Annotated in this window: 20 protein-coding genes and 1 pseudogene; 6 read left to right on the top strand and 15 right to left on the bottom strand. The window is 73.1% G+C overall.

Going from position 1 to position 20,435, the window contains the following annotated elements; genetic code table 11:
• Nucleotides 1–79 precede the first annotated feature (79 nt).
• Nucleotides 80–1,315, top strand: coding sequence for a hypothetical protein (locus MF672_RS51895; protein WP_308210611.1), 1,236 nt, complete (start codon nt 80–82; stop codon nt 1,313–1,315).
• A complete protein-coding gene (gene metE, locus MF672_RS51890; RefSeq protein ID WP_308210654.1) occupies nt 1,225–2,226 on the top strand; it encodes a 5-methyltetrahydropteroyltriglutamate--homocysteine S-methyltransferase in 1,002 nt (333 codons plus the stop codon). Before MF672_RS51895 ends, metE begins: the two co-directional genes overlap by 91 nt.
• Here the strand turns inward: metE and MF672_RS38275 are convergent.
• Genes MF672_RS38275 through MF672_RS38245 form a run of 7 tightly spaced genes read right to left on the bottom strand, consistent with a single transcriptional unit; the run spans nt 2,217 to nt 8,523 of the window.
• Nucleotides 2,217–2,768: a GNAT family N-acetyltransferase gene (locus tag MF672_RS38275; RefSeq protein ID WP_242379989.1), complete on the bottom strand. Its 552-nt coding sequence runs from the start codon at nt 2,766–2,768 to the stop codon at nt 2,217–2,219. The genes metE and MF672_RS38275 overlap by 10 nt on opposite strands.
• Nucleotides 2,765–3,610 carry a phosphotransferase family protein gene (locus tag MF672_RS38270; RefSeq protein WP_242379991.1) on the bottom strand — a complete coding sequence of 282 codons (846 nt, stop codon included), beginning with the start codon at nt 3,608–3,610 and terminating at the stop codon, nt 2,765–2,767. The genes MF672_RS38275 and MF672_RS38270 overlap by 4 nt, the downstream gene beginning before the upstream one ends.
• Before the next feature lie 57 nt (nt 3,611–3,667).
• Nucleotides 3,668–4,558 carry a carbohydrate ABC transporter permease gene (locus tag MF672_RS38265; RefSeq protein ID WP_242379993.1) on the bottom strand — a complete coding sequence of 297 codons (891 nt, stop codon included), beginning with the start codon at nt 4,556–4,558 and terminating at the stop codon, nt 3,668–3,670.
• Entirely contained in the window at nt 4,558–5,469 is a 912-nt protein-coding gene (locus MF672_RS38260; RefSeq protein ID WP_242379996.1) for a carbohydrate ABC transporter permease, read from the bottom strand. Before MF672_RS38260 ends, MF672_RS38265 begins: the two co-directional genes overlap by 1 nt.
• Nucleotides 5,469–6,881: an N-acetylglucosamine/diacetylchitobiose ABC transporter substrate-binding protein gene (gene ngcE, locus MF672_RS38255; protein WP_242379998.1), complete on the bottom strand. Its 1,413-nt coding sequence runs from the start codon at nt 6,879–6,881 to the stop codon at nt 5,469–5,471. The genes MF672_RS38260 and ngcE overlap by 1 nt, the downstream gene beginning before the upstream one ends.
• Before the next feature lie 37 nt (nt 6,882–6,918).
• Nucleotides 6,919–7,653, bottom strand: a complete 735-nt coding sequence (locus MF672_RS38250; RefSeq protein WP_242380000.1) for a sugar isomerase domain-containing protein — start codon at nt 7,651–7,653, stop codon at nt 6,919–6,921.
• Nucleotides 7,654–8,523 (bottom strand): MurR/RpiR family transcriptional regulator, encoded by an 870-nt coding sequence (locus MF672_RS38245; RefSeq protein ID WP_242380003.1) that lies wholly within the window; start codon nt 8,521–8,523, stop codon nt 7,654–7,656.
• Between the two features lie 79 nt (nt 8,524–8,602).
• Between MF672_RS38245 and MF672_RS38240 the strand changes: the two genes are divergently transcribed.
• The gene (locus tag MF672_RS38240) at nt 8,603–9,643 is read left to right on the top strand and encodes a BadF/BadG/BcrA/BcrD ATPase family protein (RefSeq protein ID WP_247815645.1); all 1,041 of its coding nucleotides are present in this window, start codon (nt 8,603–8,605) and stop codon (nt 9,641–9,643) included.
• Nucleotides 9,644–9,665: 22 nt separating this feature from the next.
• Here MF672_RS38240 and MF672_RS38235 read toward each other — a convergent pair whose 3' ends face one another.
• From MF672_RS38235 to MF672_RS38210, 6 genes and pseudogenes are all read right to left on the bottom strand, one after another.
• Nucleotides 9,666–10,484, bottom strand: coding sequence for a carbohydrate ABC transporter permease (locus MF672_RS38235; RefSeq protein WP_242383780.1), 819 nt, complete (start codon nt 10,482–10,484; stop codon nt 9,666–9,668).
• A complete protein-coding gene (locus MF672_RS38230) occupies nt 10,481–11,365 on the bottom strand; it encodes a carbohydrate ABC transporter permease (RefSeq protein WP_242383779.1) in 885 nt (294 codons plus the stop codon). The genes MF672_RS38235 and MF672_RS38230 overlap by 4 nt, the downstream gene beginning before the upstream one ends.
• A complete protein-coding gene (locus MF672_RS38225; protein WP_242383778.1) occupies nt 11,365–12,612 on the bottom strand; it encodes an extracellular solute-binding protein in 1,248 nt (415 codons plus the stop codon). The genes MF672_RS38230 and MF672_RS38225 overlap by 1 nt, the downstream gene beginning before the upstream one ends.
• 10 nt (nt 12,613–12,622) lie before the next feature.
• Entirely contained in the window at nt 12,623–13,984 is a 1,362-nt protein-coding gene (locus tag MF672_RS38220; RefSeq protein WP_242383777.1) for a cellulose binding domain-containing protein, read from the bottom strand.
• A gap of 25 nt (nt 13,985–14,009) precedes the next feature.
• Nucleotides 14,010–14,756 (bottom strand): sugar isomerase domain-containing protein, encoded by a 747-nt coding sequence (locus MF672_RS38215; RefSeq protein WP_242383776.1) that lies wholly within the window; start codon nt 14,754–14,756, stop codon nt 14,010–14,012.
• A gap of 151 nt (nt 14,757–14,907) precedes the next feature.
• Nucleotides 14,908–15,582 (bottom strand): annotated as a pseudogene (locus MF672_RS38210) (MurR/RpiR family transcriptional regulator); the annotation flags it as partial.
• A gap of 99 nt (nt 15,583–15,681) precedes the next feature.
• On the opposite strand from MF672_RS38210, the gene MF672_RS38205 reads away from it, so the two are divergent.
• Nucleotides 15,682–16,695: an N-acetylglucosamine kinase gene (locus tag MF672_RS38205; RefSeq protein WP_247815644.1), complete on the top strand. Its 1,014-nt coding sequence runs from the start codon at nt 15,682–15,684 to the stop codon at nt 16,693–16,695.
• Here the strand turns inward: MF672_RS38205 and MF672_RS38200 are convergent.
• Nucleotides 16,685–17,764, bottom strand: coding sequence for a thiolase C-terminal domain-containing protein (locus MF672_RS38200; RefSeq protein WP_242382200.1), 1,080 nt, complete (start codon nt 17,762–17,764; stop codon nt 16,685–16,687). The genes MF672_RS38205 and MF672_RS38200 overlap by 11 nt on opposite strands.
• Nucleotides 17,765–18,032: 268 nt before the next feature.
• Here MF672_RS38200 and MF672_RS38195 point away from each other — a divergent pair, with 268 nt between their 5' ends.
• Together MF672_RS38195 and MF672_RS38190 are read left to right on the top strand one after the other, a co-directional pair.
• Complete coding sequence (locus MF672_RS38195) at nt 18,033–18,881, top strand: LysR family transcriptional regulator (RefSeq protein ID WP_242382201.1); 849 nt, start codon at nt 18,033–18,035, stop codon at nt 18,879–18,881.
• Nucleotides 18,882–18,896: 15 nt separating this feature from the next.
• Nucleotides 18,897–19,514: a MerR family transcriptional regulator gene (locus MF672_RS38190; RefSeq protein WP_242382202.1), complete on the top strand. Its 618-nt coding sequence runs from the start codon at nt 18,897–18,899 to the stop codon at nt 19,512–19,514.
• 8 nt (nt 19,515–19,522) lie between these two features.
• Here MF672_RS38190 and MF672_RS38185 read toward each other — a convergent pair whose 3' ends face one another.
• On the bottom strand, nt 19,523–20,407 hold the full coding sequence (locus MF672_RS38185) for a hypothetical protein (RefSeq protein WP_242382203.1): 885 nt from the start codon (nt 20,405–20,407) through the stop codon (nt 19,523–19,525).
• Between the last annotated feature and the right edge of the window lie 28 nt (nt 20,408–20,435).

The raw sequence follows: 20,435 nt of genomic DNA, 5'->3' as shown, positions 1-20,435 counted from the left end.
GCACCAATACATGGTGCACGACCCGGCGGAAGATCGGCACGATCGCAGGCGACCGCACACCTGTTGAGAGGAAGAAGAGATGTTTCCGACGTCCACCGTGCTGGGATATCCGCGGATCGGGCCGGACAGGGAGCTGAAGCGGGCCCTGGAGGCGTACTGGGACGGGCGCTCGACGCGGGCCGAGCTGGAGCGGACGGGGGCGGAGCTGCGGGCCGCGACCTGGCGGCGGCTGGCCGGGCTGGGGCTGGAGGGGCTGCCGTCGAACACGTTCTCGCTCTACGACCACGTGCTCGACACGGCGGTGCTCCTGGGCGCGGTGCCGGAGCGCTACCGGGGGGCCGCCGACCCCTACTTCGCGATGGCCCGCGGCACCGACGGCCTGGCTCCGCTGCGGATGACGAAGTGGTTCGACACCAACTACCACTACATCGTCCCCGAGATCGGCCCGGACACCGTGTTCAAGCTGGACGCCGCCAAGCCGCTCGGCGAGGTGCGCGAGGCGCGGGCCCTCGGGTACGAGACCCGCCCGGTGCTCGTGGGACCGGTGACGTTCCTGCTGCTGGCGGGGGCGCTGGACCGGCTGGAGGACGTGCTCGGCTGCTACGCGGAGCTGCTCGCCGAGCTGGCCGCCGAGGGCGTGGCCTGGGTGCAGCTCGACGAGCCCGCGCTGGTCGCCGACCGCACGCCGGAGGAGCTGGCCGCGGTGCGCGCCGCCTACGACCGGCTCGGCGCGCTGCCCGCCCGGCCGGGGTTGTTCGTCGCCTCGTACTTCGGCGACCTCGGCGAGGCGCTGCCCGCGCTGGCCGCCACGCCGGTGGAGGCCATCGGCCTGGACCTGGTGCGCGGCGGCGTCCCCGCCCTGGACCTGACCGGCAGGACCGTGGTCGCGGGCGTGGTGTCCGGGCGCGACGTGTGGCGGACCGCGCCGGAGCCGGCCCTCGCGGCGCTGGCCGCGATCCGCGCCGACCGGGTCACGGTGAGCACGTCGTGCTCGCTGCTGCACGTCCCCTACGACGTGGCGGCCGAGCCGGACCTGGACCCGGCGCTGCGGGCCCGGCTGGCCTTCGCCGAGCAGAAGGTGGCCGAGGTGGTGGCCCTGGCCGGGATGCCGCGCGACGGCGCGGCCGTCCCCGCCGGGCCGTCCGTGGCGCTGCCGGGGCCGGTGCCGGCGGAGGCCGCGCGCCGTACCCGGTGCGGGCCGCGGCGCAGGCCGCGCACCTCGGGCTGCCGCCGCTGCCCACCACCACGATCGGCTCGTTCCCGCAGACCGGCGAGCTGCGCGCGGCCCGCGCCGCCGTCACCGCGGGCACGCTGAGCGCCGGGGAGTACGAGCGCCGCGTCGAGGCCGAGATCGAGCGGGTGATCCGGCTGCAGGAGCGGCTCGGCCTGGACGTCCTGGTGCACGGCGAGCCCGAGCGCAACGACATGGTGCAGTACTTCGCCGAGCACCTCGACGGCTTCGCCGTCACCAGGAACGGCTGGGTCCAGTCGTACGGCTCCCGCTGCACCCGCCCGCCGATCCTGCACGGCGACGTGCGCCGGCCGGCGCCGATCACGGTGCGCTGGGCCCGGTACGCGCAGTCGCTGACGGAGCAGCCGGTCAAGGGCATGCTGACCGGCCCCGTGACGATCGTGGCCTGGTCGTTCCGCCGGGACGACCTGCCGCTGCGCGACGTGGTGTTCCAGGTCGCGGAGGCCATCAGGGAGGAGGTGGCCGACCTGGAGGCGGCCGGGACGTCGATCATCCAGGTGGACGAGCCGGCGCTGCGCGAGCTGCTGCCGCTGCGGCGGGCGGCGCAGGAGGAGTACCTGGAGTGGGCGGTCGCGGCGTACCGGCGGGCCACCTCGGGCGTCGCCGACCGCACGCAGATCCACACGCACCTGTGCTATTCGGACGCCGACCAGATCCTCGCCGCGATCGACGGGCTGGACGCCGACGTGACCACGATCGAGTCGGCCCGGTCGGGGGCGCGCATTCTGGGCGCGGTGCGGGAGTTCGGGCGCGGGCTCGGGCCGGGCGTCTACGACATCCACTCGCCGCGCGTGCCGCCCGCGGCGGAGGTCGAGGAGCTGCTGCGGCGGACGCTGGCCGCGCTGCCCGCCGAGCGGGTCTGGGTGAACCCGGACTGCGGGCTGAAGACGCGGACGTACGAGCAGGTGGAGGCGGCCCTCGCCAACGTCGTCGCGGCCGCCCGCCGCCTGCGGGAGCGGGCCGGTCAGGCGTAGCGCTCGGTGAACTCCTCGATCGTCATGCCGAACAGCACCTCGTCGTCGTAGCGGCCGGCGTGGTAGTGGCTCCTGCGGCGGCGGCCCTCCTCGACGAAGCCCATCCGCCGGTGCAGGGCCAGCGAGGGCTCGTTGGAGCCGTACACCCACGCCTCGGCCTTCTGGAAGCGGCGCTCGAAGAACATGTACCGCAGCACGAGCACGACGGCCTCGGAGGCGTAGCCGTTGCGCCGGTGGGGCCGGCCGACGCTGAGGCCGTAGGCGAAGGTGCCGTGGTCGCGGTCGATCTGGTGGGTGTTGATCGCGCCGACCGGGGCGCCGCTCCCCAGCTCGGCGATCACCAGGTCGAACCGGTCGAGGTCCGGCTCCTCCCCCGCGGCCTCCTCGGCGGCCTTCTGGGCGCGGGCCGCCGAGCGCGGCGGCTGGAGGCGCCAGCCGTCGCGCACCGCCTCGGAGTCCTCGTCGAAGGCGTGGAAGACCTCCCAGTCCGCCGGCTCCCTGGCGCGCAGCCGGACGCGCTCGCCGACCCAGATGGACCTCATGAGAACGTCCGGGCGAGGTGGGCGAGCGCGGCGTCGGCGTAGTGCCGGGGGCCGGTGCTGAGGCCGTAGGCGAGGTCCTCGATGAGCGCGCAGCGGGCGTGGAAGCGGATGCGGGCGCGGTCGTCGCCGGTGAGGGGGAAGGGGTAGTGCGCGGCCGTCAGCTCGAAGAACCCGGGCCCGAGGTCGCGGTAGAGGCGGGCGAAGTCGTGGGCCGGGTCGGTGACGGCGGCGTCGCTCCAGTCGATGACGCCGGTCACCGTGCCGGTGGCGGCGTCGACCAGGATGTGCTCGGCGCCGAGGTCGTTGTGGCAGAAGCGCAGCGAGCGGGGCTCGCCGGGCGGCGGCTCGGCGAGGAAGCGCTCGACCAGGGCCCGCTGGTCCACGGGGACGTGCGCCTCGACGTCGCGGTAGTCGAGCTCGGCGTCCTGCAGCAGGGCCGGGGCCGGGTAGAGGTCGAGCGGGGCGAGGTCACGCATGCGGCCGGGGTCGGCGGCGTGCAGGGCGCCGAGGAAGCGGCCGAGCGGCCCGGCCAGGCGGGCCGGGTCGGGCGGCGGGTGCTCGTTGAGCGGCCGGCCGGGGAGCTTGCGGCAGGCGAGGACGCCCGCCTCGGCGTCGGCGAAGACGACCTCGGGCACCGGCAGCGGGGACAGCTCGGCGACCGCCGCGAGGCGGGCCGCCTCCTGGCGGACGGCCTCGGGGTCGGCCGCCTTGGGCAGCCTGATCAGCAGCTCGCCGTTGACCTCGGACACGGTGTGGTCGAGCCCCTGGCCGAGCGGGACGATCGTGCGGACCTGGTAGCCGGGGAGGTGGCGGGCCAGCAACGCGCGGATGTCGCCAGTCACACCCCGCACCCTAAAGGGGGCGGGCCGGGCGCGCGAGCCGTTTCCGCGCGCCCGAGGTCATTTCAGGGCACCCGACGTCAGACCGGCCTGGATCTGCCGCTGGAAGACCGTGTAGACGATCAGCATCGGCAGGATGGCCAGCGTCAGGGCGGCGAACAGCGCCGCCCAGTCCTGGTCGTAGCCGGCGGCGGTGGAGATGTCGGCGATGCCCTGCGTGAGCACCCACTTGTCGCGCTCCTGGAGCAGCACCAGCGGGAGCTGGTACTGGTTCCACTGGCCCAGCACGTTGAAGATGGTGATGCTGACGATGCCCGGCCGCGCCATCGGCAGCATGATCTGGAAGAACACCCGCGTGTGCGAGGCGCCGTCCACCATGGCGGCCTCCCCCACCGCCGTCGGCAGCGTGCGGAAGAAGGCCGACAGGAAGAAGACGGTGAACGGCATCGAGTACGCGATGTACACCAGCACGAGCCCGGCGTGCGTGTTGAGGCCGATGAGGGGGCCGACGACCGGCACGTTGCCCATGTTCTGCACGACGAAGAACAGCGGGGTCAGCGCCAGGTAGACGGGGAAGGCCAGGCCGGAGACGAACAGCAGGTAGACCGCCCGGTTGCCGCGGAAGGGGTAGCGGGCCAGCACGTACGCCGCCATCGAGCCGATGAGCATCGTCCCGAACGTGCTGAAGGCCACCACGATCACGCTGTTGAGCATGTACTGCCCGATGTGCGCCTGCTCCCAGGCCCGCGCGAAGTTGTCCCAGTGGGGGGTGGCGGGCAGGGACCAGGCGTCGCCGAAGATCTCGTCCTCGCTCTTGACCGAGGCGAGGAACGTCCACAGGATCGGCACCATCACCAGCAGGGTCCAGATGACCAGCGCCACGTGCGTGAGGACGCCGAGCGGCCCGAGCCGCCGCCGGCGCTCCAGGCGGGCGGTCTTGCGAGAGAGCATCAGTACTCGATTCGTTCGCGGCGCGAGACGCGCAGCGACAGGACGGCGAATCCGACGGTGAAGAAGAACATGACGACGCCGAGGGCGGAGGCGTAGCCGAAGCGGAAGTACTGGAAGGCGTTGCGGTAGATCTCGGCCGCCATCACCGTGGTCGACCAGTCGGGGCCGCCGTGCTGGTCGGTCATCACCCACACGATCGCGAACACGTCCAGCGCCAGGATGCCGAGGTAGACCCAGGCGACCTGCACGGTGTCCCAGAGCAGCGGGAGCGTGATGCGGAAGAACAGGCTGAACCGGCCGGCGCCGTCGATCTGGGCGGCCTCGAACATGTCGCGCGGGATGCTCGCCAGGCCCGCGGAGAACAGCACGACGTAGAAGCCGACGGCCTGCCACACGAGCACGCCCAGCACCGACCAGAACGCCACGCCGGGGTCGGACAGGAACCCGACCGGCCGGGCGCCGAGCGCCATGAGCGGGCCGTTGAGCATGCCGCTGCCGTCGGGCCGGAACACCTGCTGGAACAGCACCGCCACCACGGCCACGGCCAGCACCTGCGGGAAGAAGAACACCACCCGGTAGAAGCGGGAGCCGCGGATGCCGCCCACGCCCTGCGGGCCGCCCACGTTGAGCAGGAAGGCGAAGAACAGGGCGAGGACGATGGTGATCAACGGCAGCAGCACCAGCAGGGCCAGGTTGTGGGTGACGGCCTTCCAGAAGATGCTGTCGCCGAAGAGCCGCACGAAGTTGTCCAGGCCGATGAACGCCGGCGTGGCCGTGACGCCGCGCCAGTCGGTCATCGCGATGTAGAACGCCTGGACGTACGGGGAGATCACGTAGACCAGGTAGAGAATCACCGGGGCTGCCAGGAACGAGGTGATGAACAGCCCGCGGCGATATCTGTTGAACAGCATCAGCGCTTGTACTTCTTGATCGAGGAGTCGTTCTTGATCTCGTCGGCCTTCTTCTGGATGCGCTCCAGGTACTGGTCGGGGGTGAGGCCGCCGGACATGAGCTGGCCGGTCGCGGCGATCGCCTCGTCCTTGAGCGGGCCGTACCAGTTGTGCCAGCGGTAGTAGACGGTGTTGGACCCGGCGGCGGTGACGGCCTTGGTGGCGCTGGTGACGCCCGGGGAGATGTCGCGGCCCTCGGTGGCGCCCTTGACCACGGTCAGCGTGCGGACCAGCTCGCTGAACTCGCCGGCCGCCTTCTTCGACACCATCGCCCGCAGGTACTCCATGCCGGCCTGCGGGTTGGGGCTCTTGGCGGAGACGATGAAGTTCTCGCCCGGCTGGGTGTGCAGGGTGCCGTACGGCATCTTGTCGGATCCGGTGACGTCGGGGATCGGGAACATGCCGTACTCGAAGTCGGGCGGGGTGGTGGTCTTCTGCTCGTTCTCCAGCCAGGAGCCGGAGGGCAGCATGGCCACCTTGTACTTGTTCTGGGCGGTCTGGGTCTGCACGTGGTCGAGGCCGGTGGTGCCCTCCATGAGGTACTTCGCGCCGATCTCGGCCCATGCCGTGGCGGCGGTCTTCATGGCCTCGGCCGTCCAGGCGCCGTCCTCCAGGTTGTCGATGTTGACCAGCACCTCGTTGCCGCCGACCTTGGCGGCCATGGTGAGCAGCGGCTCGTAGAGGTACTGGGGGAACTTGCCGGCGTAGGTGAAGGGCGCCATCTTGCCGGACTTCTTGATCGTCTCGCACAGCTTGAGGAAGGCGTCCCAGGTCTTGGGCACCTCCCAGCCGTTGTCGCGGAAGACCTTCTGGGAGTACCAGATGCCGTGGATGTAGTTGACGTAGCCGAGGACGCTGAACTTGCCGTCGTAGGTGCCGATCTCCACGACCGACGGGTCGATGGTGTCCCTGACCTTGACGTTCGGGTCGTCCCAGCTCGGCGCGTCGAGCAGCGGGGTGAGGTCCTGGAGCTGGCCGTCCTGGGAGAGGGCGCCGAAGTCCATGAAGTTGGCGCCGGAGTTGTCGATCACCTCGGGCGGGTTGCCGCCGGCGAAGCGCGGCTGGAGGACCTTGGTGATCTCCTTGGTGGCGTTGTGCTTGACCTCGGCGCCGGGGTACTTGCTCTTGAACAGCGGCTCGTGGATGTTCTTGGCGTAGTCCTGGCCGAAGCCGCCGTCGAAGATCCACACCTCCAGCGGCTTCTTGCCGTCCACGCCGAACGGGTTGGCGGCGCTGGTCGCGACCGGGGCGGCCGAGCCGGACGCGGTGGGCTTGGCGGCGGGGGTGGCGCACGCGGCGAGCGCCCCGGCGACCGGCACGAGGGCCGCGCCGCGGAGGAGTTCGCGCCTGCTGATATGGGGGGTGGTAGCCATAACGGATTGCTCCTGACTTGTCATGATCCGCGGATCATCACGCTCCGCGCCTGATACGACCCTGGTAGCGGCTCTCCAGGGCTTTGTTGTGCTCGTCGCCGCCGGTCACGTTGACCGACAGGTAGACCGGGGGCGTCTCCCCCAGGGCGACGAGCTCGTCCACCGCCTCGGTGACCATCATCTGGGCCAGCAGCGCCGAGGTGATCGTGGAAACCGCACCGTAGCTGCCGCCGCCCGGCAGGTCGAGGATCGCGTCCCCGTACGGCGCGCCGTTGTCGAGCACGACGTCGGCGAGGTCCATGAGCTTGGCCCCCGACGGGTGCCGCGAGGTCATGCGGGTGCTGTGCGCGACCGAGGTGAGGGCGACCAGCGGGTGGCCGCGCTCCTTGACCAGCCCGGCCAGCTCGACCACCGCGCCGTTGACGCCGGAGCTGGAGATCAGCACGAACACGTCCTGCGGCGCGACCGGCGCGAGGGCGTAGATCTCGTGTGCGATCGCCGGGTCGCGCTCCAGCTCGGGGGTGAGCACGCTCGGCGGGCGGCCGCCGTACAGGACCAGGTCGCGGGGCGAGAGGCGGTTGCTCGGGACGAGCCCGCCGGCCCGCCCGGCGATCTCCATGGCGATGGCCTCGGAGTGGCCCGAGCCGAAGGCGTTGACCACGCCGCCGGCCTTGAGCGCGGCCACCAGCAGCGCGGCGGCCCGCCGGACCTGCTCCGCCTGGCTGTCGGCGACCCGGCGGGCCAGCTCCAGCACCTCGTTGACGTACGACATTCAGCCTCTCTCCACCCGATGGCTCTCCACGGCGCTGATGGTGCGCTCGAACGCCTCGTTCGTGCGCTCGTAGGTGCGCTGGGCGACGGCGACGTACACGGCGTCCAGCACGAAGACCTGTGAGTGCACCGCGGCCAGCCCGCCGAGCCGGAACGTCGTCTCCCTGCTGGCGGTGGTCAGCACCAGATCGGCCAGCTCGGCCAGCGGCGAGCGCGGGAAGGAGGTGACCGCGACCGTCAGCGCGCCGTGGCTGCCGGCCTCGGCCAGCGCCTCCATCACCTCGCGGGTGCGGCCCCGGTGGCTGATGCCGACCGCGACGTCGCCCTCCTTGAGCAGCGCCGCCTCCGACAGGGCCACGTGCGCGTCGCCGGCGCTCCAGCCGGGGATCCCGATCCTGCGCAGCCGCCCCTCCAGCATGCGGGCGACGTCGCCGCTGGTGGACACGCCCACCAGCAGCACCCGGGGCGCGGCCACGACGGCGTCGGCGACCCGGGCGACCACGTCCAGGTCGAGCTGGGCGGCGGTGTCCTGGATGAGGCGGGCGTCGGCGGCGGCCATCACCTCGATGGCGGTGTCGAGCGGGTCCTCGGGACCGATCTCGTGGCCCACGCCCGCGCCCCAGCCCGCCTGGGCGGCCCGGCCGGTCTCGGTGGCGAGCGCGACCCGCAGCTCGGCGTAGCCGGAGAAGCCGAACGCCCGGCAGAACCTGGTGACGGTCGCGGGTGAGCTGCCGGCCCGCTCGGCCAGCGCGATGATCGTCGACCGCGCGGCCTCGGCGGGGTCGCCGAGGATCACCTCGCCGACCCTGCGCAACGCCTCCGGCAAACCGGGTAGTTCCGTCTCGACGCGCCCGAGGGCTCCTGAAGTCACGAATATTCCTTCCGAATACCCGGCCTTGCGGCGAAAATTATTCTTGCTTCCGGACGGAGTCAACCCCCAGACTCGGACCGTGACGAAATCGCGAGTGGCCGGCGCGCTGGTGATCGGCGTGGACGCCGGGGCCACCTCGACGCGGGTCGCCGTGCACGCGCTGGACGGCACTCGGGTCGGCTACGCGCGGGCCGGGGCGGGCAACCCGACCGCCCACGGGCTGGCCAAGGCGGTGGCGGCCGTGGCCGAGGCGCTGTCGGCCGCGCTCGGGCGGCACGACGGCGGCCGGGTCGCGGCGTCGCTGGCCGGGGTCGCCGGGCAGGTGCCCGAGATGGCGGCGGAGCTGGCGAAGGTCTGGGCCGCGCACGGCATCGCCGAGGGGCCGCGCTACGCCGGTGACGTGCCGATCGGGTACGCCGCCGGGTCGCCGGAGCCGGACGGGGCGCTGCTGCTGTCCGGCACGGGCGCGGTGGCCGCCCGGATCAAGGGCTTCGAGCTGGACGTGATCGCGGACGGGCTCGGGTGGCTGCTGGGCGACGCGGGGTCGGGGTTCTGGATCGGGCGGGCGGCGGCCAAGGCGGTCGTCGCCGCTTTCGACCGCGGCCTGCCGGTCACCGCCGTCGACGCGCCCGGCCCGGGCGCAAGCCCAGGCGAAGGTCCAGGCGGAGACACGCGCGGCGGCGCGGGGTCCGGCGTGCTCGCCGGGCTCGTGGCGCGCGCCTTCCTGGGCGACGAGCGGCCGCCGGCGCCGCGGGCCGTAGCCGACCGGATCGTCCGGCTGGCGCAGGCCGACCCCATGCGGCTGGCCGCCCTGTCCGCGCTGGTCGGCCGGGCCGCGGCGGCGGGCGACCCGCTGGCGGCGGGCATCGTCGCCGAGGCCGCCCGGCACCTGGTGGCCACACTGCGGCGGGTGCACGTGTCCGGGCCGGTGGTGCTCGCCGGCAGCGTGCTGACCAGCGCCGGCCCGGTCCGCCGGGCGGTGACGGAGCTGCTGGCGGGCGAGCGGGTGACGACGGCGGGCGACGCGGCCGGCGCGGCCGCCTGGCTGGCCGCCCGTCCCCTCATGACGGCGGACGAGGCGGCGGCGCTGCACGCCGCGTTCACCGCCGCCGCCCCGTGAGCGTCCCGTCCGCCCGCCGGCCTCAGCCCTTGACCGCCCCCGCCGTCATCCCGGCGCCCACCCGCCGCTGCAGGAACAGGAAGAGCAGCAACGCGGGCAGCGCGAACAGGCTCGCCGCCGCCATCGTGGCCCCCCAGTCGGTGCCGAACACGTCGCGGAAGGACGACAGCCACACCGGCAGGGTGCGCTTGTCCTGGTCCTTGATGATGAGCACGTTGACGAAGGCGAACTCGTTCCAGGCCGTGATGAACCCGAACAGCGACGTCGCCATCAGCCCCGGGGCCAGCAGCGGGAACACCACCCGCCGGAAGGCGGCCGGCCGGGAGCAGCCGTCCACCTGCGCCGCCTCCTCCAGTTCGAGCGGGATCGCGGCGAGGAAACCGCGCAGCGTCACGATCGTGAACGGCAGCGTGATCATGAAGTAGACGCCGGTCAGCATGGCCAGCGAGTCCAGCAGCCCGCTGTCGCGCGCGATGATGAACACCGGCACCAGCAGCGCCTCCCACGGCGCCATCTGCGCCGCGAACACCGCGACCACGAACCCGGCCCGCCCCCGCCACCGCATCCGGGCCACCGCGAACGCCGCCAGTATCGCCACCACGAGCGCGACCAGCACCGCCGCGACCGTGACGACGAGGCTGTTGCGCCAGTAGGTCCAGAAGCCCGGGGCGTTGACGGCGGTGACGAAGTGCTCCAGCGTCGGGTGCTCGGGCCAGAACGTGGGGGTGGCCGCCTGGATGTCCCTGGTCGGCTTGAACGCCGTCAGGAACATCCAGTACACCGGGAAGATCGTCGTCACCAGCACGGCGAGCGCCGCCGCGTTCAGCAGGAGCCGCCTCACTGGCGCACCATCCTTCGCAGGTTGCTGACCAGGGCCACGGCCAGGATGACCACCGTGAGCATGGCGACCGCCGAGCCGAGGTCGTAGCGGTGCAGCACGCGGGCCACCTTGAACGCGTACACCGGCAGGGTGGTGGTGGCGCCGTCCGGGCCGCCCTGGCTGAGCACCCAGATCTGCGGGAAGCACTTGGCCACCCAGATCACCTCCAGCGAGGCGACCAGGGCGAAGAGCTGCCGCAGCATGGGCAGGGTGACCTTGAGGAAGATCTGCGGGCCGGTGCCGCCGTCGATGCGGGCCGACTCGTACAGCTCGGCCGGGATCGTGGTGAGCCCGGCGTAGAGGGTGAGCGCGGCGAACGGCACCGACTGCCACACGACGAGGACCACCAGCACCGCGAACGTGGCCGTGCCGTCGGCGAACCACGTGTAGCCGCGGAAGGAGTCGAACCCGAGCGTGACCAGCAGCCAGTTGACCACGCCCAGCTCCGACTGGAACAACCACTGGAAGACGGTCGTGGCCGCGATGATGGGCGTGGCCCAGGCCAGGGCCAGCGCGCTCATCAGGGCCAGGCGCAGCACGCGGCCGAGCCGCACCAGCATGAGCGCCACGCCCGTGGACAGCGTCACGATGAGCACCACGTTGATCGCGGTCCAGGCGGCGGTGCGGCCCAGCACCGTCCAGAACTCGTCGCCGGCCAGCAGCTCGGCGTAGTTGTCCAGGCCGGCCAAGGTCGCGCCGCCCCTGATCAGCTCGCCCATCCGGAAGTGCTGGAAGGAGATCACCGCCGCCTTGAGCAGCGGATACAGCAGGAGGAAGGCCCCGCCTGCCACCGCGGGCGCGATGAGCAGGTAGGGCCAGAGGGAGGACGTCCTTTCCCGCATCAGGATCCGCTGTTCAGCGTGGTGGTGATGGCCGCCGACACCTTCTTCGCCTCCGTCGCGGGGTCGCCGCCGGTGAGCACGGCGGTCATGTACTGCTTGATCACCGAGGTGGCCTCGACGGCGGCCCAGTTGGGGGTGTTGGGGGTGGCGCGGCCGTTGGCGGCGCCGGCGGCCATGGCGGCGGTGCCCTCGTCGCCGGACAGGACGCCGGCCAGCGACGTGCGGTTGGGCACGAAGCTCATCGTCTTGGCCAGCTCGGTCTGGAACTTCTCCCCGGCCAGGGCCTTGACCAGCTCGTACGCCTGCTCCTGCCGCTTGGAGGCGGCCGGGATGACGAGGTCGGAGCCGCCGGTGAAGACCGTGCCGGGCCGGTCGGCGGTCTTGCCCGGGATGGGGAAGAAGCCCATCTTGCCCTTCATCCCCGGCTCGACCTCCAGTACCCGGGCGGCGACGCCGGGGACGGCGATGATCTGCCCGACCTTGCCCTGCGCGAACACCTCGTGCTGCGGCGGGTTGGCCTCGTCGGCGTCCTTCGGGCCCTTGCCGAGGGCCTGGAGCCGCTTGTAGAAGTCCATCCCGGCGAGCGCCTGCGGGGTGTCGAGGGCGCCCTTCCACTTGCCGCCCTCCTGGACGGCGAGGTCGCCGCCCTCGTCCCAGACGAAGCCGGCCAGGGCGTACCAGGTCTGGCCGGTCAGGTAGATGCCCTGGTCGCCGCCCTTGTTGAGCTTGGCGGTGACCGCCAGCCACTCCTCGCGGGTTTTCGGCGGCTCCTTGACGCCGGCCTTGGCCCACAGGTCCTTGTTGTAGACGACGACGCGGTTGGCGGCGTACCACGGGATGCCGTACTGCTTGCCGTCGATGTTGCCGGGCTGGGCGAGGCCGGGCAGCCAGTCCTCGCCCTTGAGGTCGGCGATCCTGCCGGTCAGGTCGGTGACGCCGCCGCTGGCGGAGTACTGGGCGACCTGGGTGTTGCCGACCTCGATCACGTCGGGGGCGTCGGTGCTGGCCAGGGCGGCGGTGACGCGTTCGCCGATGCCGTCCCAGGCCTGGATCTGGAGGTCGAGGTCCACGCCCTTGTGCGCGGCCTCGTACTCGGTCTCGAACGACTTCAGCAGGTCCTGCGTGACGCTGCCGTCCATGATCCAGACGGTCAGCTTGACGGGGCCGGAGGAGCTCTGGGGCTGCTCCGAGGCGCCGCAGGCGGCCAGCGCGAACACGGCCGCCAGCGCCAGGAATCGGTTCTTCACGGCGTATCTCTCAGGAGTTGGGTACGGTGTCGCGGAAGGCGGTGCCGGCGGCGCGGAACGCGGTGACGCGGCTGGTCACCTCGGCGGGCGCCACGACCTCGTTCTTGCTGTAGTAGAGCCAGTCGACCTGCTGGCGGTAGGCACGGGTGCCCGTGGCGGCCTGGAGGTCGATGAACCACTGGTTGAACATGATCCACATGGGCGTCTCGGGGTAGTAGATGTCGCCGTGGTCGGCGAACAGCCGCCCGTCCACGTAGTACCTGATCCGGCCGCCGGAGACCTGGATGACCAGGTCGTGCCAGCCGGCGAAGCTCGTCCGCTCCTCGGTGTGGGTGTTGACGGCCTGCCAGGGGTCGCCCTGGTAGGTCTCCCAGCTCGTGGTGTAGAGGATGTTCGACGGCTCGCCCCAGCCGCCGTTCGGCAGGTACTCGAAGTCGAGCTCGCCGTAGTCGGGGTCCAGGTTGTAGCGGAGCGGGGTGATGGTGAAGAACGTCTGCACGACGTGCTCGCCGTCGGGGCCGCTCGTGGGGGCGTCGGAGAAGCGCACGCGGGCGGCGTAGGTGCCCTCGAAGAACTTGCGGTTCGCGGTGGACAGCTCGGTCTGCACGGTGCCGGCGGCGGTGCCGTCCGTGCGGGAGTCGAGCGTGAGCAGGCCGCCGGGGAACGAGAGCGCCGACGGCGACCAGGTCGCGCCGGGCACGCCGGGGCCGCCCGAGCTGGACCGGACGGTCCAGCCGCGCTGCGCGAGCAGCGGGTCGGACGAGCCGGAGTAGGTGAAGTCGTCGAACAGCACGCCGCCGGAGCCGCCGCCGGTCGGGGTGCCCGTTGGCGTGACCGTGGGCGTGGGCTCGGCGCCGTGCGGCTTGCCCCAGGCGAGCGCGCCGTTGACGTACACCGTCACCTTGTCCCAGTTCGTGTACGCGGTGCCGGAGCCGTAGGAGTAGTCGTCGCTCTGCGTGAACGGCTGCCAGTCGGCCCGGTAGAAGCGGAGCTGGAGGTCACCGGTGTCCGCGCCGGGCGCCAGGCTCCCCGAGCTGAACCCGACCTCCAGGTACTGGTCCGCGCCCGACTGCCGGACGAACTGGCCGGTCACCGTCGAGCAGCTGACCACCGCCCAGGAGCAGGCGAAGCGGTAGGTCTCCGTGCCGGTCAGGTAATAGCGGATCTTGACCTGGTTGAGCGGGATCGTGGTCGTGCCGTCGTTGAAGAGCTTGAACCAGGGCTCGGCCTGGGCGGTGGTCGCGCCGGGGGCGCTGGTGCGGTACTGGAGGCGTACGGACTGGGCGGCGCCGGCGGGGGTGACCAGCGCGCCGACGAGGAGGACGAGCGGGAGGGCTAAGGACAGGACGATTTTCACGACACTTCGCGACATGGGGGGTGTCTCCTTGCGAAAGTGATCAGGCGCCGCGCCGGATGCGGCCGGCGTAGAGCGCTTCGAGCCTGAGGTTGTGGGCGTCGCCCTCCGGCACGTTCGCGGAGAGGTACACCGGCGGGGTCTCGCCCGCGTCGAGCAGGTTGCGCACGGTGCGGGCCACGACGAGCTGGGCCAGCAGCGCGGAGGTGATGGTGGAGACGGCTCCGACGGCGCCGCCGCCGGGAAGCGGGAGCACCGCGTCGCCGTAGGGGGCGCGGTTGTCGAGGACGACGTCGGCGAGGTCGGCGAGCCGGCGGCCCGAGGGGTGGCGGGAGGGGACGGCGTCGCTGTGGGCGCGCGAGGTGATCGCGATGAGGTCGTGACCGCGCTCCTTGACCAGCGTGGCCAGCTCCACGACCACGCCGTTGACGCCCGAGTTGGAGATGATCACGAACAGGTCGTGCGGCTGGACGGGGGCCAGGTCGAGGATCGTGCGGGCGACGGCCGGGTCGCGTTCGAGGTCGTAGCGGTCCAGCTCGGCGCGGGGGGCGTCGCCGTGAAGGACGATGTCCCGCAGCGCGAGCCGGTTGGTGGGGACGAGGCCGCCGGCCCGGCCGGCGATCTCCATGGCGACGGCCTCGGAGTGGCCCGAGCCGAACGCCTGGATGACGCCGCCCGCCGTGAGCGCCTTGGTGAACAGGTCGGCGGCGCGGTCCAGCTCGGGGTCGGCGGGGATGGCCTGGACGAGGGCGGCGACGTGGTCGGCGTACTCTTCTGGGTTTATCGTCATGGATCCCTTCGGGTAGGCGGTGTCCGGCGACGGCGCGGACGGTGACGTCGAACGCCTGCCTGGTGCGCTCGTAGGTGCGCTGCGCGACCGAGACGTACACGACGTCGAGCACCAGCAGCTGCGAGTGGATCGCGGCGAACCCCTCCGACCGGAAGCTCGTCGCCCGGCTGGCCGTGGTCAGCACCAGCTCGGCCACCTCCGCCAGCGGCGAGCGCGGCTGCGAGGTGACCGCCACGGTGATCGCGCCGTGGCTGCCCGCCTCCGCCAGCACCTCGATGACCTCCCGGGTGCGGCCGCTGTGCGAGATGCCGATCGCCACGTCGCCCTGGCCGAGCAGCGCGGCGTCGGTCAGCGCGCTGTGGGCGTCGGACCTGCTCCAGGTCGGCACCCGCATGCGCTGCAGCCGGTACTCCATCTCGCTGGCGACCGCCGCGCTGCTCGACACCCCGAACAGCAGCACCCGCCCCGCCCGCGCGACCGCCTGCGCCACCTTGTCCACGACGGCGAGGTCGAGCTGGTCGGCGGTCTCCTGGATGAGGCGGATGTCGTTGCCGGAGACGACGCCGAGCACCTTGTCGAGGCTGTCGTCGGGCAGGATCTCCTGGCCGATGTCGGTCTGCCAGGTCTGCTGCGCCTTGCGGCCGGTCTCGGTGGCGACGGCGACGCGCAGCTCGGCGTACCCGGCGAAGCCGAGGGCGCGGCAGAAGCGGGTGATGGTCGCCGTGGAGGTCCCGCTCCGCTCGGCGAGGTCCACGATCGTGAGCCGGGCGGTCTCGGCGGGGGCGGCGAGGATGGCCTCGGCGACCTTGCGGAGGGCGTCGGGCATGTCGGGGCGCTCGGCCTGGATGCGGGAGAGGAGTTCCACGCCGTGAAAATTATGCACAGGATCTGGCGCCGTCAAGGTGTTTGGGCAATAATTTTTGACATGGCGGAGCTGGTTCTGGGCGTGGACGCGGGCGGCACGTCGTCGCGGGCGGCCCTGTTCACGATGGACGGGACGCCGCTCGGGCGCGGGCGGGCCGCCGGGGCGAACCCCGTGACGCTCGGCCAGGACGCCGCCCGCGCGGCCCTCACGGCGGCCGTGCGCGCCGCCCTCGGGGACGCCTCCGACCAGGTGTCGGCCGTGGTGGTGGGGCTCGCGGGCAACCCGGCGCGGTGCCTGGCCCTGGCGCGGGAGGTGTTCGCCGCGCTGCTGCCCGGGGGGCCGCCGGTGCGGGTCGTCGGGGACGTGGTGACCGCCTTCGCCGCCGGCACCGCCTCGCCCTCCGGGGCGGTGCTCATCTCGGGGACGGGGGCCATCGCGGCAAAAATTACCGACCACGCGGTGACGGCCACCGCCGACGGGTACGGGTGGCTGCTCGGTGACGAGGGGTCCGCGTTCTGGCTCGGCCACGCGGCGGCCCGCCACGCCGTCCGCGCCCTGGACGGGCCCCGGCCCCTGGGGGCGCTCGCGCGCCTCGTCGTCACCCGGCTGGCCGGGGAGGGAGAGCCGGCCGCCGTGGAGCTGGGGGCGGCGGAGCTGGGCGCGGAGGAGCTGGGCGCGGAGGAGCTGGCGGCGGCCGTGTACGGGCGGGCGCCGCTCGCGCTCGCCGAGCTGGCGCCGCTCGTGGGCCGGGCCGCCGAGGCCGGGGACCCGGCGGCGCTGGCCATCGTCGCCGAGGCCGCCCGCCTGCTCGCCCGCACCGCCGGGCGGGTGCGCGAGCCGGGGCTGCCCGTCGTCCTCGCGGGCGGCGTGCTCACGACGGACGGCCCGGTGCGCCGCGCGGTCCGCGACCTCCTGAACGCACGGCGGGACGGGCGGGGGGATGTGGTGGTGGCGGGTGACCCGGCCGGGGCGGCCGCGTGGCTGGCGGCGCGGCCCCTGCTGGGCCCGCACCGGGCGGCCCGGCTGCACCGCCGCTTCACCGCGCCCCCGGCGGACGGGAGCGTCAGGCCGTGAGGAGGGCCGCGCTCCCGTAGCTCCCGCCGAACCCGGTCACCAGGGCGACCTCGTGCGCCCCGCCCCGCAGCTCCCGCACCGCCTGGACGGTGTTGTTGAGCCCGTGCACGTACCCCTCCGACAGCAGCCCGCCGTGCGGGTTGACCCAGGCGTGGCGGCGCTCCAGCAGGTACGCCCCCAGCTCCCCCCGCTCGGCCAGCCCGAAGTCCTCCAGCTGCCGGGGCACCAGCCACGAGTACGCGTCGTAGGCGAGGAAGACGTCCACGTCCCCGGGCCGCATCCCCGAGGCGTCCCAGAGCATGGGCGCCACGTGGGCCGAGAAGATCGCGGTGACGTCGGCCGCCCGGTCCATGGCGGAGCAGCCCGGCCCGCCCCCGCGCACCACGGCCCGCACCCTGGGCCCGTCCAGCGCGCCGCTGACCAGCAGCGCGCAGGCCCCGTCGGTCTCCTGGCAGCAGTCCACGGTGCGGAGCGGCGTGGCGACGTACGGGCGGGCGAGGTAGCCGGCGAGCTCCAGGGGCTCGCGGCGCAGCGCCCGGGGGTTGGCCTTGGCGTTCTCCCTGGACTGGGCGACGACCGCGTGCAGGTGCTCGGCGCCGAGCCCGGTGTCGTGCAGGTAGCGGGTGGCGGCTAGCGCGAACAGCGGGACGGGGCCGGCCAGCCCGTAGGTGTAGCCTTCCTGCGGCCCGGTGGAGACGGTGTTCATGCGCCTGCCCGAGCGGCCGTTGAGCGCGCGGTAGATCAGGACGTGCCTGGCCAGCCCGGCGTGGATGAGCAGGGCGGCGTCCCCGAGGATCGAGGCGGCCTGGGTGCCGCCGCCGGCGAGGTCGTTGTGCCAGCCGAGCCGTTCGATGCCGAGGGCGCGGGCCACCTGGACGACGGGCGCGGAGTCGTTCAGGTGGTAGCTGAGCACGGCGTCCACCTCGGCGGGCGCCAGGCCCGCGTCGGCGCAGGCGGCGCGGCACGCCTCGGCGGCGAGCTCCAGCTCGGTGCGCCCGGAGCGCCGGGTCAGCGCCGTCGTCCCGATCCCGGCCACGGCGGCCCGCCCGGCGAACTCCTGGGTCCCCACCCGCACCACGCTAGCACACGGCCAAGCGCTTGTTAGGGCCATCCCGCCACCGTTCCGGCCGCCCGCAACCCGGCACTCCGCCGTCCGGAACTTCACCCCGCCCTCAGCCCCCCGACCAGCGACTACGTCCCCGACCAGCCGCTCGGGACCCGCTCCAGGGGAACGCCACCCTGCCCTGGTGACTGCGCGTCTTCACGGGAGCTGTCCCGTCTTGTAATACGGAGGTGCGATCTACCGATAGCCCATCACCATCACCCCGAGGTGAGCGATGGATCTACGCTACGTCCGGTACGCCATGGCGATCGCACGGGCCGGCAGCCTGCGCCGGGCCGCCGCCGCGCTGCACATCGCGCAGCCCACGCTGTCGGAGCAGCTCCGGGCGCTGGAGAAGGAGATCGGGGTCGAGCTGTTCAGCCGCTCCTCCAGCGGCGTGCAGCTCACCGAGGCGGGCGAGGCGTTCCTCGCGCAGGCCACGGTCGCGGTCGACGCCTTCGAACGGGCGGTGGCGGCGGCCAGGAGCACCGGCAGGGACACCCGGCTCGGCATGGCCGACGGCCTGGCCGACGTGGCCGCCCGGGTGTTGTCCCAGCTCCACGGGCTGCGGCTGCGCGTGGCCCCGATGAGCACCGCCGAGCAGATCGTCTCCATCGTGGACGGCACCCTGCAGGCCGGGCTGGGCTACGCCCCCGGCTCGCTGCCGCGCGGGGTGGCCAGGATGCTGGTCCACCGCTTCCCCGTGCGCGCGCTGGTGCACCGCGACCACGCGCTGGCCGGGGCGGAGGCGGTGTCGCTGGCGGACCTGGCCGCCGAGCCGCTGGTGATGCCCGAGTCGGACGCGGTGGCGGGCGCGCGGCGCTTCCTGGAGGGCTTCGTCCGCCACCGGCTGCACCCGCGGCTCGGACCGGCCGCGGCCACCCACGACCTGGCCGTCACGATGGTGGAGCGCGGCGCCGGCTACACGCTCTGCGTGCACGAGGGCACGCCGGTGCCGGACGGGCTGGTGCTCCTGCCGATCAAGGAGGACGTGCCGCCGCTGGAGGTGGTCTTCCTGTGGAACCGGCAGGCCGACATCCCGGAGCTGGTCAGCGCGGCCCGCCACGTCGCCCGCACTGGATAGCGGTATTATCCAACGATGCGCATCTCGGAACTCAGCACCCGCTCGGGCGTGGCCATCCCCACCATCAAGTACTACCTGCGCGAAGGGCTGCTGCGCCAGGGCGAGCAGACGGCCGCCACCCGGGCCGAGTACGACGACTCCCACCTGCGCCGGCTCCGCCTGGTCCGGGCGCTGCTGGAGGTGGGCAAGCTGCCGGTGGCCTCGATCAAGAAGATCATCGATGCCGTGGACGACGAGTCGCTGCCCATGCACGAGATGCTCGGCACCGCCCACTACGCCCTCGGCCCCACCGTCGAGCCCGAGCCCGGCGAGGAGTGGCAGGCCGCCCGCGCCCAGGTCGACGCCCTCATCGAGGAGCAGGGCTGGCACATCCACCCCGAGGCGCCCACCCGCGACGAGCTGGCCCAGACGCTCGTGCGGATGCGTCAGCTCGGCGTGCGGATCGACCTGCGGCCGTACGTGGAGGCGGCGCGCAAGCTGGTCGCCGAGGTCGAGATGCGCACCATCCCGTTCGACGGGCCGCGCGACGCGGCCGTGGAGGCGCTGGTGCTGGGGTCGGTGCTGTACGGCAAGGCGTTCGACGCGCTGCGCCGGATGGCCCAGGAGGCGGAGTCCGCCCACCGGCTGGGCTGAGGCGTCCCTCAGACGACGCCGTTCGCGCGGAGGATCCGCAGGCTCCGCACGGTGGCCGCGCCGCGCCACTCCAGGGACCCCGCGGGCGAGATGCGCGCGTAGTCCACCGTCCAGCCGCCGTCGTCCTGCTGCTCGCCGGCCAGCCGGACGAGGTCGGCGGCGATCACCTCGGGCGCGAACAGGCCGCGCGCCGGCCGGCCGGGGAACGGCGCGAAGTCGAGGGGCCGCAGCGTCTCGTCCGCCGTGCCGCCCTCCACCGGCACCCGGCCGTCGGCGGGGATGCCCGCGGCGAGCCGCTTGAGCAGGCCGGCCGCGCGGGGCTCGGTGTCGTGCACGGCGTCGAGGAAGCCCACCGCGAACGACAGCACGTACGCGTGCGGCCGCTCCTCCAGCGCCTCGATCGCGTCGAGGCTGTAGCGGGTGGCCCGCGCGAGCCACGGGTGCGCGGCCACGGCCGGGTCGTGCCGGGCCACGCGGTGCGCCGCGGCCGCCGACACGCTGGTGATCTGCAGCGCCGACGTGGCGTGGTCGGCGCCCGCCCACCAGGGCGCGGTGCCGTCGGTCACGGTCAGCGGCAGCGCGAACGGCAGCCCGCCGTCCGGCAGCGTGACCGACTCGAGCCAGTCGCACAGCGCGACGGCCGCCGGCGAGGTGCGCGGCGCGACCTCCTCGAACACCTCGAAGGCGTGCAGCGCGGCGCCCGGCTGGCTCTCCGGCGAGCGCAGGTCGGGCTCCAGGCCCCACCCGTAGCCGCCGTCGGGGTTGCGGTAGCCCTCCAGCGCGGCCAGCGCGCCCGCCTCGCCGCCGCCCATGAGCAGCTCGTGGCGCCGGCGGTCGAGCAGCCGGCCGTGGGTGGCCAGGAAGCCGGGGATCAGGTCGAGGTTCACGTTCATGGGGCCATCGTGCCCGGGGCCGCGACGT

It is taken from the genome of Actinomadura luzonensis (genome assembly GCF_022664455.2).
Lineage (GTDB): Bacteria > Actinomycetota > Actinomycetes > Streptosporangiales > Streptosporangiaceae > Nonomuraea > Nonomuraea luzonensis.
The sequence above is the reverse complement of the archived record's forward strand: the minus strand, read 5'-3'. Positions and strand labels throughout refer to the sequence as shown.

Coding starts and splice junctions, on each gene's coding strand:
- MF672_RS38275 (WP_242379989.1), bottom strand. CDS start 2,768: ATGAGGTCCATCTGGGTCGGCGAGCGCGTCCGGCTGCGCGCCAGGGAG.
- MF672_RS38190 (WP_242382202.1), top strand. CDS start 18,897: ATGCGCATCTCGGAACTCAGCACCCGCTCGGGCGTGGCCATCCCCACC.
- ngcE (WP_242379998.1), bottom strand. CDS start 6,881: ATGGCTACCACCCCCCATATCAGCAGGCGCGAACTCCTCCGCGGCGCG.
- MF672_RS38250 (WP_242380000.1), bottom strand. CDS start 7,653: ATGTCGTACGTCAACGAGGTGCTGGAGCTGGCCCGCCGGGTCGCCGAC.
- MF672_RS38205 (WP_247815644.1), top strand. CDS start 15,682: ATGGCGGAGCTGGTTCTGGGCGTGGACGCGGGCGGCACGTCGTCGCGG.
- MF672_RS38185 (WP_242382203.1), bottom strand. CDS start 20,407: ATGAACGTGAACCTCGACCTGATCCCCGGCTTCCTGGCCACCCACGGC.
- MF672_RS38195 (WP_242382201.1), top strand. CDS start 18,033: ATGGATCTACGCTACGTCCGGTACGCCATGGCGATCGCACGGGCCGGC.
- MF672_RS38230 (WP_242383779.1), bottom strand. CDS start 11,365: ATGCGGGAAAGGACGTCCTCCCTCTGGCCCTACCTGCTCATCGCGCCC.
- MF672_RS38215 (WP_242383776.1), bottom strand. CDS start 14,756: ATGACGATAAACCCAGAAGAGTACGCCGACCACGTCGCCGCCCTCGTC.
- MF672_RS38220 (WP_242383777.1), bottom strand. CDS start 13,984: ATGTCGCGAAGTGTCGTGAAAATCGTCCTGTCCTTAGCCCTCCCGCTC.
- MF672_RS38265 (WP_242379993.1), bottom strand. CDS start 4,558: ATGCTCTCTCGCAAGACCGCCCGCCTGGAGCGCCGGCGGCGGCTCGGG.
- MF672_RS38260 (WP_242379996.1), bottom strand. CDS start 5,469: ATGCTGTTCAACAGATATCGCCGCGGGCTGTTCATCACCTCGTTCCTG.
- MF672_RS51895 (WP_308210611.1), top strand. CDS start 80: ATGTTTCCGACGTCCACCGTGCTGGGATATCCGCGGATCGGGCCGGAC.